At 63.7% G+C, this 12,444-nt stretch carries 14 protein-coding genes and 1 pseudogene; 10 read left to right on the plus strand and 5 right to left on the minus strand.

Annotated elements, in window-relative coordinates; all coding sequences use genetic code 11:
- A pseudogene (locus tag C442_RS03075) lies at positions 1–193 on the plus strand (alpha/beta hydrolase); the annotation flags it as partial.
- 82 nt (positions 194–275) lie between these two features.
- Here C442_RS03075 and C442_RS03080 read toward each other — a convergent pair.
- Positions 276–2,558 carry a nitric-oxide reductase large subunit gene (locus C442_RS03080; protein WP_008307737.1) on the minus strand — a complete coding sequence of 761 codons (2,283 nt, stop codon included), beginning with the start codon at positions 2,556–2,558 and terminating at the stop codon, positions 276–278.
- 175 nt (positions 2,559–2,733) lie between these two features.
- Here C442_RS03080 and C442_RS03085 point away from each other — a divergent pair, with 175 nt between their 5' ends.
- Both C442_RS03085 and C442_RS03090 read left to right on the plus strand, forming a co-directional pair.
- Positions 2,734–3,306: a YbhB/YbcL family Raf kinase inhibitor-like protein gene (locus C442_RS03085; RefSeq protein WP_008307739.1), complete on the plus strand. Its 573-nt coding sequence runs from the start codon at positions 2,734–2,736 to the stop codon at positions 3,304–3,306.
- Between the two features lie 197 nt (positions 3,307–3,503).
- Positions 3,504–3,683 carry an HVO_0416 family zinc finger protein gene (locus C442_RS03090; RefSeq protein ID WP_004515335.1) on the plus strand — a complete coding sequence of 60 codons (180 nt, stop codon included), beginning with the start codon at positions 3,504–3,506 and terminating at the stop codon, positions 3,681–3,683.
- Between the two features lie 275 nt (positions 3,684–3,958).
- Here the strand turns inward: C442_RS03090 and C442_RS03095 are convergent, their stop codons facing one another.
- Positions 3,959–4,453 (minus strand): PadR family transcriptional regulator, encoded by a 495-nt coding sequence (locus C442_RS03095; protein WP_049942798.1) that lies wholly within the window; start codon positions 4,451–4,453, stop codon positions 3,959–3,961.
- Between the two features lie 132 nt (positions 4,454–4,585).
- Between C442_RS03095 and C442_RS03100 the strand changes: the two genes are divergently transcribed.
- From C442_RS03100 to C442_RS03110, 3 genes are all read left to right on the plus strand, one after another.
- Positions 4,586–4,936: an ArsR/SmtB family transcription factor gene (locus C442_RS03100; protein WP_004515333.1), complete on the plus strand. Its 351-nt coding sequence runs from the start codon at positions 4,586–4,588 to the stop codon at positions 4,934–4,936.
- Between the two features lie 28 nt (positions 4,937–4,964).
- Positions 4,965–5,264 (plus strand): DUF7521 family protein, encoded by a 300-nt coding sequence (locus tag C442_RS03105; protein WP_008307743.1) that lies wholly within the window; start codon positions 4,965–4,967, stop codon positions 5,262–5,264.
- Between the two features lie 81 nt (positions 5,265–5,345).
- On the plus strand, positions 5,346–7,187 hold the full coding sequence (locus C442_RS03110; protein ID WP_008307744.1) for a UvrD-helicase domain-containing protein: 1,842 nt from the start codon (positions 5,346–5,348) through the stop codon (positions 7,185–7,187).
- A gap of 198 nt (positions 7,188–7,385) precedes the next feature.
- On the opposite strand, the gene C442_RS03115 is transcribed toward C442_RS03110, so the two are convergent.
- Positions 7,386–7,640 (minus strand): DUF7533 family protein, encoded by a 255-nt coding sequence (locus C442_RS03115; RefSeq protein WP_008307745.1) that lies wholly within the window; start codon positions 7,638–7,640, stop codon positions 7,386–7,388.
- Positions 7,641–7,751: 111 nt separating this feature from the next.
- Here C442_RS03115 and C442_RS03120 point away from each other — a divergent pair, with 111 nt between their 5' ends.
- Positions 7,752–8,243, plus strand: coding sequence for a metallophosphoesterase (locus tag C442_RS03120; protein WP_008307746.1), 492 nt, complete (start codon positions 7,752–7,754; stop codon positions 8,241–8,243).
- A gap of 3 nt (positions 8,244–8,246) precedes the next feature.
- Here C442_RS03120 and C442_RS03125 read toward each other — a convergent pair whose 3' ends face one another.
- Entirely contained in the window at positions 8,247–9,311 is a 1,065-nt protein-coding gene (locus C442_RS03125; RefSeq protein ID WP_008307747.1) for a type II glyceraldehyde-3-phosphate dehydrogenase, read from the minus strand.
- Between the two features lie 191 nt (positions 9,312–9,502).
- On the opposite strand from C442_RS03125, the gene C442_RS03130 reads away from it, so the two are divergent.
- Positions 9,503–10,456, plus strand: a complete 954-nt coding sequence (locus C442_RS03130; RefSeq protein ID WP_008307748.1) for an aminopeptidase — start codon at positions 9,503–9,505, stop codon at positions 10,454–10,456.
- A 180-nt stretch (positions 10,457–10,636) separates the two neighbouring features.
- Here C442_RS03130 and C442_RS03135 read toward each other — a convergent pair whose 3' ends face one another.
- A complete protein-coding gene (locus C442_RS03135) occupies positions 10,637–11,050 on the minus strand; it encodes a DUF1648 domain-containing protein (protein WP_008307749.1) in 414 nt (137 codons plus the stop codon).
- Positions 11,051–11,160: 110 nt separating this feature from the next.
- Between C442_RS03135 and C442_RS03140 the strand changes: the two genes are divergently transcribed.
- Together C442_RS03140 and C442_RS03145 are read left to right on the plus strand one after the other, a co-directional pair.
- Positions 11,161–11,814 (plus strand): HVO_0476 family zinc finger protein, encoded by a 654-nt coding sequence (locus C442_RS03140; protein WP_008307750.1) that lies wholly within the window; start codon positions 11,161–11,163, stop codon positions 11,812–11,814.
- Between the two features lies 1 nt (position 11,815).
- A complete protein-coding gene (locus C442_RS03145) occupies positions 11,816–12,439 on the plus strand; it encodes a protein-L-isoaspartate(D-aspartate) O-methyltransferase (protein ID WP_008307751.1) in 624 nt (207 codons plus the stop codon).
- The last annotated feature ends 5 nt before the right edge of the window (positions 12,440–12,444 follow it).

Here is a 12,444-nt window from a genome sequence, read left to right on the forward strand (position 1 = left end):
CCAGCCCCTGCCGCTTGGCCACCCGCTGCTGACAATCCTGGCGCTGCAGTTCGTCGCCCTGCTCAGCATCGTGGCCTTCGTCAGCACTTACTTCTTCAGGAAGACGGGTCGGGTCTGGGTCGGCGCGACGATCAACGCCGTCCTCGTGACGTGGGTCATCGTCGCCGGGACGGCGACGCAGTTCCCCGTCTAGATCCGTCGGTTCACTCTCTTCTCGTTGCTGTCGGCGAGCCGTGTTTCGGCTGTAATGACCACAGCCGGAGACCGGCGGTGACTCAGTCGTCGCTCATGACGCCCTCCGCGACGGCCATGTCCTCGACCGTAGGGTCGTCTTCGGACCTCCGGAGGACGAACCGCTTGCGGATCAGGTCGGCCGCGTAGATGGCCGTCCCGAGGATAATGAGCGTGTCACCGGGGAGCCGCGCCCAGAACAGCGTCTGGACGAGCGGCTGGTTGTAGAACGCCACGCTCCGGGCCGCGGCGTAGCTCCCGGTGAACGCCGCCTCCAGTTGGAGGAAGCCCACCGGCAGCACGGAGACGAACACCATCAGCGCCAGGCCGACGTTCCAGCACCAGAACGCCGCCCGGAGCCAGGAGCCGTCCCAGCGGCCGGGCTTGATGGCGAGCTGAAGCATGTAGGTGACCATCCCCAGCGCGAGGAAGCCGAAGGCCCCGAACATCGCGGCGTGGGCGTGGCCGACCGTGAGGTAGGTGCCGTGCTCGTAGTAGTTGATGAGCGGGAGGTTGATGAAGAAGCCGAGCACGCCGGCCCCGACGAAGTTCCAGACCCCGCTGGCGATGATGAACATGAACGGGAGCTTGTAGGGGAACCCGCCGGTTTCCGACATGGCCCGGTACTGGCCCAGCGCCTCGTAGAGGATGAACACCAGCGGGAGCAGTTCCAGCGTCGAGAACACGCTCCCGATGGGGACCCACATGTCGGGCATACCGACCCACCAGTAGTGGTGAGAGACCCCGATAACACCCGTGCTCATCACCAGCAACGCCTGGAGCATGACCGCCTTCTCGGCGCTGCGGCGGCTGAGAAGGTTCATCGACACCAGCGTCAGCCCGATGATGGCGACGATGAAGAACTCGAAGGCCCCTTCGACCCACATGTGGACGACCCACCAGCGCCAGAACTCCGTGACGGCGATGTTGGTCTCCGGGGTGAAGAAGAACCCGGCGGTAAACAGCAGTGCAATCGAGCCGCCGGCGTACAGAATCATGTGGGCGAGGCCGAACACCGGCTCTCGGTCCAGCAGCGGTTTCAGGCCCCGAATCGAGAGGACGGCCCACAGACCGAAGCCGGCGAGCAGTCCGACCTGCCAGACTTTCCCGACTTCGAGGTACTCTAGCCCTTCGTTGCCGAACAGCCACCAGAGGTCGCCGAAGTAGCCGTGCGAGCCGAGCCAGATGCCGCCGAGGCCGCCGACGGTGACGACGACGATGGCCCCGAGCAGCACGTTGATGTACGTCGACTGGCGTTTGGGCTCGTGGCCGGTCAACAGCGGCGGCAGGAACAGCCCGGCACCGAGCCACGTCGCGGCGATCCAGAGGATGCCGAGATCGATGTGCCAGGTCTTCGCCATCGCGAAAGGCAGTAACTGGAGGATGTGGACGCCGAATATTTCCTCGATGCCGAAGAACCCTGCCCGTTCGATGTAGAAGTGGGCGAGTAATCCACCGAGTAACACCTGCGCGAGGAACAGCCCGGCGGCGACCGGGATGAACCGCAGGGCGGCCCGCTGGCTGGGGAAGATGCTCACGTCGCCCGGCTCGGGAACCGAGAGGTCGCCGGCGGACGGTTCCGGGAGGCTGACGGACTGGTACAGCCAGATGCCGCCACCGGCGGCGGCGACGAGCAGCACCATCGCGATGACGCTCCAGGTCATCGCCGCGCCGGTCGCGTCGTTACCGGCGGCTGGCTCGTATGGCCAGTCGTTCGTGTAGGAGTGCTCACCGCCAGGTCGGTCGGTGTGGGAGAACCACGCCGTCCACATGGCGAAGTCGGCGAACTGCCGGGCGTCGGCTTCGGAGTCGATCATCCCCTCGGGGATGCCCCGTTCGTGGCTGCCCTCGTGGTACCGCTCGACGTACTCTTGACGGACCTGCTCGTGGGCGTACAGCTCCGCGGCGGAGTACTCGATGTTCCCGCCGGTGTACTCCCCACTGAGGTCCTGTTTCACGTCGTCATCGACGGCGGCCTGTTCGGCCGTCGACAGCGAGTCGTACTCGGTCCCGTAGCGCTCCTCGGCGTAGTACGTCCGCATATGCTGGGTTTTCAACTCCAGCGAGTCGGCGGTGTAGTCCGCGCCGTAGTACGCGCCGTTCCCGAGAATCGACCCGTGGTTCATCAGTCCGTTCTTCTGGAACGCCTTCTTCCCGTCGCGGATGTCCTCACCCGTGACGAGCGTCTCGCCGTCGGGTCCGACAACTTGCTCCGGGATGGGTGGCGCTTCCTGATACGCGATCCACGCGCCAGCCCCCATGACGACGAGGTTGAAGACGAACGCGGCGGCGATCACCTTCGCGATCGTTTTGCGTTTGAGTTCCATGTGGTTGGAACTCCAGTACCCCAAAATAAGAAGGGGGTAAGACGTTCTCAGTCGCTGGCGACGGGCGGGAACATGTTCGCCCTGATAGGGACCAGTGGTGTCCCCTCCCCGGATTTGATGTGGTACATGGCGGGGTATCACAAGGCAGATTACGACCTATCCCTCCCACTCTGGTATGCGCCGTCGCCACTTCGTCCAGACGCTCGGGGCGTCAGCACTGGTCGGGAGCGCGGGCTGTACCGGGCAGTCGGACGACACAGCACCGGCTTTCGAAGTATCGAGCCCCGCGTTCAGTTCCGGGGACGAGCTTCCCGCCCGGTTCACCTGTGACGGCGACGGCGTTTCGCCGCCGTTCGTCATCGAGCGCGTCCCGGAACCGACGGCAGCACTCGCCGTCACAGCCGAGTATGACGGAGGCGTGTTTAGCCAGCCGGTGTTCTGGACGCTGTGGAACGTCCCACCAGAGACGGAACGGATTCCGGCCGGCCTCCATCGCGAGCCGACCCTCGACATGCTCGGCGGCGCTCGACAGGGAACACAGCCCCCCAACGAGCCGGGGTACGAACCGCCGTGTCCGCCGGCCGGCCAGCCGTACGAACACCGGTTTCAGGTGTTCGCACTTGGCGAGAAGCTGTCTCTCGAAGGTGGGACAGAGCAGGAACAGGCGTCAGAGGCTATCGCGAACGCGCTCATCGCAAGCACCCGTATCACTGTTGACTACACCCACCCGGCTGCGACCGACAGCTAACGGGTGGTACCGGACACAACCGGGCCAGCGCACCGTCTGAACGACTGCTCATCTGATGTTGTCTCCTGGTTGTACGGCTCCTGAGTGGCACGGCTCGCTGTGACTGACCGTCTCGTCGCGCATGGTGCGTCGTTACTTATGGCAATGTTTCACAATACCATTAAACCTATATACTGATGTGATATACCATAGCATGTATGGCGTCCGCACCGAGTAGTGACGATATGTTCGACGAGTTCCTCTCCCAGCGTGGCCACGACGTGGACCAGAGTGGTTGGGAAGAGAGCTATAACAAGAAGCAGTGCCCCGATTGCGGCGGCCTTCACGAGTCGACAGCGGCACAGTGCTCGGTGTGTGGCTGGACACCGGTACGGTAAGGATACTCCCTTTTCATCCCTTCCGCCTTCATCCGGTAGCGGTGGTACTGACCCGCAGAACCGACAGTTCGCTCTCTGCCAGGATGAGCCTCCCTACGTCTCGTGTCGGGACAGCAACGGCTCAAGCAGTCGGGACTGTTTCACGTTGCGCAGAAAGGAAGTGGGGAGTCTTTGTGTGGCCAGCCGACGGTTGGGGGTGGTGTGTCGGCGGGCCGACCGGTTCGTAGCCGACGATTGGGGGGTCGTGTGTCGGCGAGTGGACCGGTTTGTGGTGGTTACAGCGCATCGAGCGACGCATGGAGGAACAGCCCGAGCGCGAGATGTTGGTACGCGGACGTTGCGATCTGCTCTTTCGCAGCCGCATCGTCCGCGATTCCGTACTGCTTCGTCTGGACGAGTTCGTGCATCTGGAGCGTGCCATCCGCTTCTAACTCGTGTAGCCGGGGGTACACTGTCCCCGGACTCAGTTCGGCACCGAACTGGGCTTCCAGTTCCTCCATCAGTCCGGTCCCGTGGGTACCACCATCGGCGACTGCGATCATCGCCAGTAGGAGCTCTTCCAGACTCTGTGTGACCAGGCCGTCATCGACCGCGATATCGCCGCCGACGACGTCGTCAATGACCGGATCCAACGACTCCGTGATGGCGTCACGACTGGGTGGGTCATGCGATTCCGGGCGCTCTGTCTCGCCGAGAGGGGTCACTCGCTCATCGGCGTTCTGGCCCTGCATCTTACCCGTCGTCACGCGACGGAGGTTGTCTCCGGACATCGTCTCACCTGAACGCAATCCGCAATGAGTGCTACAGTGGCTATCATCATATAAACGGGGCAGTGTTTTCTGAACGTGAAACCACCACAGTGCTCGAAAACGCTTATATAATATGACGCGAATCTTGGTGTAGTGGCTGAGGAACAGAGCATCGAGGAGATTCTCGATACGATCGGCGACCAGCACGCGCGCCGTGTACTCGCCGCAATCAGTCGGGAACCGCAGTCGGCGAAGGAACTCGCAGAGGAGTGTGACCTCTCGCTGCCGACGGTGTATCGACGTATCGAACTGCTCGACGAGTACGACCTCGTCACCGACCGAACGCTCGTCGCCGAGGACGGAAACCACTACAAGGTGTACGAGTCCAACTTCGAGTCGACGGTCATTTCGCTCGAAGACGAGGAGTACAAAGTACGCATCTACCGGGAGGAGAACCTCCCGGACCGGTTCAGTCAGCTCTGGGACGAGCTGAACCCGGAATGAATTCACTCTCCAGCGGAGGCGTGACTGCATGACGACCGGCGTGGCTATCGCACGCGGCGCGCTCATCCTGATGCGGATGGTGGTGTTCGGGCTGACGCTCGGGATCACCCTGATTAGCTTTCAGGCCTACCGGAAACGCCCGTCAGAACGCCTCCAGTACGCGTTCGTTGGCTTTGCGTTCATCAGTATGGGCGTCGCTATCTCCAGTGTCATCACGCAACTGAGCGCCGGCGAGACCGGTGCCATCGTTCGCGTGTTCTTCCAGATGGCGGAGACGATCCCGTTCATCATCGGGTTCGCGATGCTGTACGTGTCGCTGTACCGATGAGAAATCCGTTCGGGTGCGCCTGTCAGTTGTCGTCCCCGTAAAGCACGTTGTTTATTTGGCCGCGGTCCCACTACATGTTCAATGACTGATTCGACCACCGAGGTTGTCCGCCTGTTCGGTGGGCCCGGTAGCGGGAAGACGACGGCGCTGCTCGACCGCGTTGACGAACTGCTGGAAGACGACGACGTCGATTTCCGTGACGTACTGGTTGTCTCGTACACGCGTGCGGCGGCCGCCGAGATCCGTGAGCGACTCGCGGACCGACTCGGCCTGTCCCCTCGCGCCCTCCGCGGGAACGTCTGTACGATGCACGCGAAGGCGTACGAACTGCTGAACCTCTCCCGCGGCGACGTCGTCGGCGAGGACGACAAGGAGGCCTTCTGCGAGGAGTTCGGCATCGACTACGAGGACGAGTACGAAGGGTCCCGGCGTCGGTCGGCCCGCTCAACCACCCTCGGGAACAAGATCATCGCGACGAGCCAGTGGCTCCAGCGGACCCGCCGCGACGTGGCCGACTGGTACGACGTGCCCTTCAAGTGGGACGACGAGGAGGTCCGACTCCCGCCGGAGATCGACGACAACGCCCAGACCGGCAACAAGTACACGCCGACGTGGCCGACCGACGACGACCGCGTGGACGTGCCCGCCGCCATCCGCGGCTGGCGCACCTACAAGGGCGAAAACGACTTGACGGGCTTCGCCGACATGCTCGAACGGGTCGCCCAGCGCTCGCTGCTCCCCAACGTCGACTACCTCATCATCGACGAGTTTCAGGATATCACGACGCTACAGTACGACGTCTACGACGAGTGGAAACCCCACATGGAGCGGGTGCTCATCGCCGGCGACGACGACCAGGTCGTCTACGCCTGGCAGGGCGCGGACCCGGACCTCCTGCTCGAAGAAGTCGTCACTCAGGACGAGGTGCTGCCCAACTCCTATCGGCTCCCCTCGCGCATCCTGAACGTCGTCAACCGCGAGGTCCGCCACATCGAGAAACGCCAGGAGAAGGACCTCAATCCGCGCAAGGAGGGCGGCCGCGTCGAGGCGGTCCAGAACCCCTCGATGTTCGACCTCTCCCGGAACGTCACGCGGACCATCGAGCAGTCCGACGAGACGGTGATGGTGCTGTTCCGGGCTCGCTACCAGATGTTCCAGTTCATCGACGAGTTCATCGACAACGGGATCCCCTTCTCCTGTCTCACCGACCAGCGGATGTGGACTGACCGGCTCACCCAGTACGTCAACGGGCTCGAAGCCGTCGAAGCCGACGAACCGCTCACGGTGCTCGAAGCGCGCCGGCTCGCCGATATGCTCGTCGACTCCGCCTTCGGCACGGGCGAACGTGACGAACTCTTCGACGCGCTCGAAGAGATCGACGAGTCCCACGAGGACGAAGACATCGCCGACATCGAGATCAAACCCGACGTGGTCCGGGAGCACGTTCCGTTCCTCCCCGACGCGGCCTCTGCGGGCGATATGCTCCGGAAGGTGACCAACTTCCAGGAGCGGACCGTCGACGCGTACTTCACCGGCGATTACACCGGGATGGACGCCGACCGCGTCCGCGTGGGGACGATCCACTCCGCCAAAGGTCGCGAGGCCGACCATGTGTTCGTCGCGACCGACCTCACCGAGAAAGTCGTTGAGCAGATGGCCGCGACTGTCGACCAGCAGGGTATCGAGGTACCCGGAATGGACGAGTTCACGAAACACACAAGTCCCGTCCCGACGCTGACCGACAACGAACGGCGCGTGTTCTACGTCGGGATGTCCCGGGCTCGCGAGCGACTCGTCCTGCTCGAGAACCTCGTCGACGGCGCGCCGACGCTCCCTATCGACGTCTTGCTGGAAAACGAGCCAAGCGACCGCTCCATCGAGCAACTGCTCGACGACGCCAGCGAGACCATCGCGGCCGACTGAAGCCGCCGATTTCCTTCCTCGTCGATGATTCCACCTTCCAGGTAGTACCTCGTCTCGTCGCGCTCGACGTGGCGTTCGAGCGCGTGTTCCAGGGAAGCCCGTCCAGAAGGCCGAGGAATTGCGGGCCGAAACGGTCGAGGAACACGACCACATGGCGGCGGTGGACAGAGCCACCTCGGACCGCTGGCGCGACGAGAGTTAGTCGTCGTCGCTACTGTCCGGTGGCTTCCCGCCGGGGAGCGCACTGCGGGCCCGCCCGGCGATTGCGCCGGGGATATCTGTCGGAGAGGGGGCGACCCACTCGATAATCAGTAAGGCGGCGGCTAACCCGAGAAAGACCGCACCGATCGCCGTCTGGCCGCGGGCGAGGTTATCGATGCCGAGGAGGGTGACCCGCGCGGCGAGTACGACCGCGACCATCAGCTCGATTGTCCCGATGAGTCCCCGTGCCATCGGTCGCCGTAGGCGGTGACTAAACAAAAGCATCGCGTCTGTGTGACGACGGCGGTCCCACCAGTGTCGAGGGCCACACGTTCAAGTCGCTGCCGGCTGAACGTCGTCGGTATGCAGATCGGTATCGTCTCGGACACGCACGACAACGCCGCGCAGGTCGAAGCCGCAGTGGAGACGTTCTCGGAGGCGGACTGTGAGACGGTCGTCCACTGCGGCGACTTCGTCGCCCCCTTCTCGGTGACGCCGTTCGACGGCGACTGGTCGTTTTACGCCGTTCGTGGCAACAACGACGGCGAGTGGGCAGTCCAGTCTACCGTCGAGGAATTCGGCACGTACTTCGGCGAGATGGGCGAGCTGACCATCGACGGGAACACCATCGCGGTGTATCACGGGACCAGCGGGGAGATCGTCGACGCGCTGGTCGACTGTGGGACCTACGACTACGTTTTCCACGGGCACACGCACGAACGCGGTTACGAGGAGCGCGGGGGCACGGAACGAATCAATCCCGGCGGCATCTCGATTCCGCCGGCCTCCGAGCCGTTCTCGGTTGCGACGCTGTCGACGGACACCGGCGAAGTCGAGTTCCACAAACTGGGGTGAGAATCAGTCGTCGGCGTGACTGTCGACGCGCTGTGGGCTGCCGTCGTGTTCGACGAGGCCGCGGCCGACGCCGAGGGCTTCGTCGGTGCGTCGGATGCTCTTCTCGGCGCTTGCGGTCCGCTCCGAGAGCGCGCGAACGGCGTCGATGTTCTCCGGCACGACGTCGGCTTCCTGGTGAATCGCCTGAAACAGGTAGAGGTCCCGCCCCTGGACTGTGATTGATTCGGCCCAGATACAGTTCTCCCACACGTCACCGCGCGGGCGACCGGCGTCGCGGGTGTACTCTTTGAGTTTCCCTGCACCGTCGATACCCAGCGTCTTCGGGATGAGGAACAGTCGCGATTCGTCGGTCAGCAGCGACGTGACTTCCTCTGTCGTTGGTTCGCTTTCCAGCGTGACGTTGACGCTGTGGGTGTGCATCTGCGTTGTCGGGACCTTCATCCCCATCGTGTCGATGTCGAGGTCGGGAAAAATCGTCTGGACGTCAGGACCGTGGTGGGAGGGGATTTCGACGGGGTCGGGGAGTGTGTCGTTGATGGGGCCACGACCGGTCTGGCCCGGGTCGGCACCGCGCCGGACCAGTGTCACGCGCGATTTCTCGACGCCGTATGATTCCTTGAGCGGCGCGAGAAGGCGTGAAAGTCCAGTCGTATTGCAGGAGACGACGCGGGCCGTGTCAGCCCCGACTGCGTTCTCGTAGTTGGCGCGAGCGTTGAAGCTCACGTCTGCCACATCGGCGTCCTCCCCACCCTGGAAGATGGCTGGCGTGTCGTGCTCGGCGTACAGCGGCGCGTTGGCCGCGCCGACGCCACTTGGCGTGGTGTCGACGACCACGTCGCTCGTTTCAATGAGGTCATGGACCGTACCGGCCGTCGCGAGATCGGCTTCGTCGAACGGTTCGCGGCCGTCCGCGGCGTAGAGGTCGTAGCCGCGGTCGTCTGCGATAGTTGCCTCGAAGTTCGGCGAGCGCTTTGCGACGCCCGCAACTGTCATATCTGGCTGGACACGCACCGCGTCAGCGACGCGTTTCCCGATGGTGCCGAAGCCGTTGATGCCCACGTGGAGCATACACGTCCATATCTCCGGGGAGAGTATATTCTTTGTGATTAATATACGGAGAAATTAACTCACATAGTTGTACCTCTGGCGATTGTGAGCTTTGACCACATCTCTCTGAAAACACTGAGACGTAGCGCGTTTCGACGCCCTACGCCGACAGTCCATCAAGAGTTATTCAGTCGGAGTACACAATCAGTTGTATGGACAACTCGTCGCTTCGTGCGCCCGCCGAGACCGCCGTCAAACAGTGCCTGAACCTCCAGCCCGACGAGTCATGCGCCGTCGTCACTGACGACCAGCGGAAATCAATCGGCGAGGCGCTGTACCGTGTCGCCGCGGAGATTACCGATAACGCCGTTTTCGTACGCTACCCGCCGGGCGAGCAACACGGTGCGGAACCGCCTGCGCCGGTCGCTGGCGCGATGGAAACTGCCGATGTCGTGCTCGCGCCGACGACCAAGAGCCTGAGCCACACCGAGGCTCGGACTGACGCTAACGAGGCTGGCGCTCGCGTTGCAACCTTGCCCGGCATCAGCGAGGGCGTGTTCCTGATGGGATTAGACGCCGACTACCACCGCATCGAACAGCACTGCGAGGACGTGCTGGCGCAGGTCGAAGACGCCGAGGAAATCCGGGTCACGTCGCCCCAGGGGACCGACATCACGTTCGGTATCGGTGCGCGCGAGTGGCACATGGACACCGGTATCGTCCACGAGGCCGGCGAGATGTCGAACCTCCCCGCTGGCGAAGTGTTCCTCGCCCCGGAGACGGCCGACGGCACGTTCGTCGTCGACGGGACGATGCGCCCCCACGGCAAACTCGACGGCAAGTGCCTCACCTTCGAGGTCGAGGACGGCTACGTCACGGACATCGACGACCCCGAAATCCGCGCGCAGGTCGAGGACGCTGCCGAGGAGGTCGGTCGGGACGCGTACAATCTCGCCGAACTCGGCATCGGCACGAACGTCGCCGTGACCGAACTTGTCGGTTCCGTCCTGCTGGACGAGAAGGCCGGCGGGACGGTCCACATCGCTATCGGCGACGACCACGCGATGGGCGGCGACGTGCACGCGCCGATTCATCTGGACGGGATTTTGACGGAACCGACCGTGTATGCGGACGGCGAGGAAGTGGAACTTCCTCGGGTGGAGTGAGCGGTAACGCCGCGAACGTGGGGAGATCGTAGATCTCCCAAAGACGAACGGCGACTGACGGGAGCCGTGAGGACGGCGAGGAAGTGGAACTTCCTCGCGTTGTGTCGTGCCACGCGGCGAGAACGGACTCCCACAAAGACCGGTGAGTAGCGGACGCTGACTGACAGCCGACCGCCGCTATCAGTCTACGTATTCTGCTTTCAACGCGTACGCGACCATACCAACCGCCCAGACCAGCGATCCGACGAGGACGAGGTCGAACGGCACCGGGTAGCCGAGGTTCCACGCGAGCACGAGCCCGTGTATCCCACTCATGAACGCCATCGTTGCGACGGTGATGGTGGCCGCCACCCGCGGTACGTCCGGCGGGTCGTAGCGGAACGCCCCTTTCAGTACAATGAGTGTTCCGAGCATCAGCGCCGGCATGAGAACGACGCCGACCGGTTTCGAGACGTAGTTATCGGGCGTGCCCGACGCGGAGAAGTGAATCGCGACTTCGGCGGGGAGGCGCGACCAGACCGCCACGCCGGCCAGGGCTGTCAGGGCGATGATGGCACCGCTTGCGATGTCAGTACGGCTCTGTCGGCGCGCCATACCCGTTGTTTCGTCCCGCGGCTCAAGAAGGTCGTCGTGACTGTGCGAGTGGGAACCACGAGCAGCGCCGTGGCGACGACCATTTACGGGAGCGTAGTCAACGGCTGCATATGACAGACGCTACACCGGGCGACCGCATCGCCCTCCCGTGTCCGGCCTGTTCGCCGGACCTGGAAACGGTTCACGAGGTGCTGAAGCCGGGCGGCCATGTGACGGTTCGCTGTACGGACTGCGACCACGTCCACAAGGAACAACTGCCGGAGGAAGAGACGCTGAAGCGAAGCGTCGTCGTCTCACAGGACGGGGACTCCTTCACCGCCGAGGTCGATGTCCCGGCCGAGGAAGAACTGTCCGTCGGCGAGGAGTTTCTGCTGGAGACGGAGGAAGCCGTCGTGACGGCGCGGATCACCAGCCTGGAGACCGCGGACGGCCGCGAGGACGAGGCGGCCGCCGAGGACGTCGAGACTATCTGGTCGCGGGCGGTCGGGAACGTCTCGGTCAACGTCACGATGCATCCAAAGGACGGCACTCACGACGAGACCGAGAGCTTCAAGCTCCACGTCCCCGGCGACTACGAGTTCGTCGTCGGCGAGACCGAGGAGTTCGGCGAGGAGGAGTTCACCGTCGAGGGGATTCACGTCCGCGACGACGCACACGGCTACGACCACGAGAACATGGACCACGACGGCGACATGGGTATCGCGAAAGACATCAACCGACTGTACGTCAGGGACGAGTCGACCACGGCGTGGTCGGCGTGGTAGGATGGCCCACTGGGACCGAGAGCGGTCGCGGCTGGCTGACCGTCTTCGCAAGCGCGTCTCCGACGAGGCCGTTCTCGCGGCGATAGCGTCGGTTCCCCGCCACTGGTTTGTTCCGGACGACAAGCGACACGACGCCTACGCCGACCGCCCGCTCCCGATTGGGTCGGGTCAGACGGTTTCTGCGCCGCACATGGTCGCAATCATGGCCGAGTTACTGGACCTGTCCCCGGGGGACCAGGTGTTAGAGGTCGGTACTGGGTGTGGCTACCACGCCGCGGTGACCGCCGAACTGGTCGGCCCCGAGAACGTCTACAGCGTGGAGTACCATGCATCGTTGGCCGACGAAGCTCGGGAAACACTGGAAGCGACCGGCTACGGCGACGTTTCCGTTCGCGCCGGCGACGGCAAGGAGGGGTGGCCCGACCACGCCCCCTACGATCGGACGTATCTGACCTGTGCCGCGCCGGAGTTCCCCGCCCCGCTCGTCGAACAGACCCGCCACGGTGGTATCCTGCTGGCTCCAATCGGTGACGGGCGACAGCGTCTCATCCGGGCGGAGAAACAGGCCGACGGCACGTTCGATAGCGAGGACCACGGCGGCGTTCGATTCGTCCCGCTCCAGTAGGGTCT

Source organism: Haloarcula amylolytica JCM 13557 (assembly GCF_000336615.1).
Classification (GTDB): domain Archaea; phylum Halobacteriota; class Halobacteria; order Halobacteriales; family Haloarculaceae; genus Haloarcula; species Haloarcula amylolytica.

Excerpts from the sequence above, each read along its gene's own strand:
- C442_RS03090 (WP_004515335.1), top strand. The coding sequence starts at position 3,504 with ATGGCGTCCGCACCGAGTAGTGACGATATGTTCGACGAGTTCCTCTCC.
- C442_RS03085 (WP_008307739.1), top strand. The coding sequence starts at position 2,734 with ATGCGCCGTCGCCACTTCGTCCAGACGCTCGGGGCGTCAGCACTGGTC.
- C442_RS03140 (WP_008307750.1), top strand. The coding sequence starts at position 11,161 with ATGACAGACGCTACACCGGGCGACCGCATCGCCCTCCCGTGTCCGGCC.
- C442_RS03115 (WP_008307745.1), bottom strand. The coding sequence starts at position 7,640 with ATGGCACGGGGACTCATCGGGACAATCGAGCTGATGGTCGCGGTCGTA.
- C442_RS03110 (WP_008307744.1), top strand. The coding sequence starts at position 5,346 with ATGACTGATTCGACCACCGAGGTTGTCCGCCTGTTCGGTGGGCCCGGT.
- C442_RS03105 (WP_008307743.1), top strand. The coding sequence starts at position 4,965 with ATGACGACCGGCGTGGCTATCGCACGCGGCGCGCTCATCCTGATGCGG.
- C442_RS03130 (WP_008307748.1), top strand. The coding sequence starts at position 9,503 with ATGGACAACTCGTCGCTTCGTGCGCCCGCCGAGACCGCCGTCAAACAG.
- C442_RS03145 (WP_008307751.1), top strand. The coding sequence starts at position 11,816 with ATGGCCCACTGGGACCGAGAGCGGTCGCGGCTGGCTGACCGTCTTCGC.
- C442_RS03120 (WP_008307746.1), top strand. The coding sequence starts at position 7,752 with ATGCAGATCGGTATCGTCTCGGACACGCACGACAACGCCGCGCAGGTC.
- C442_RS03125 (WP_008307747.1), bottom strand. The coding sequence starts at position 9,311 with ATGCTCCACGTGGGCATCAACGGCTTCGGCACCATCGGGAAACGCGTC.
- C442_RS03135 (WP_008307749.1), bottom strand. The coding sequence starts at position 11,050 with ATGGCGCGCCGACAGAGCCGTACTGACATCGCAAGCGGTGCCATCATC.
- C442_RS03095 (WP_049942798.1), bottom strand. The coding sequence starts at position 4,453 with ATGTCCGGAGACAACCTCCGTCGCGTGACGACGGGTAAGATGCAGGGC.
- C442_RS03080 (WP_008307737.1), bottom strand. The coding sequence starts at position 2,558 with ATGGAACTCAAACGCAAAACGATCGCGAAGGTGATCGCCGCCGCGTTC.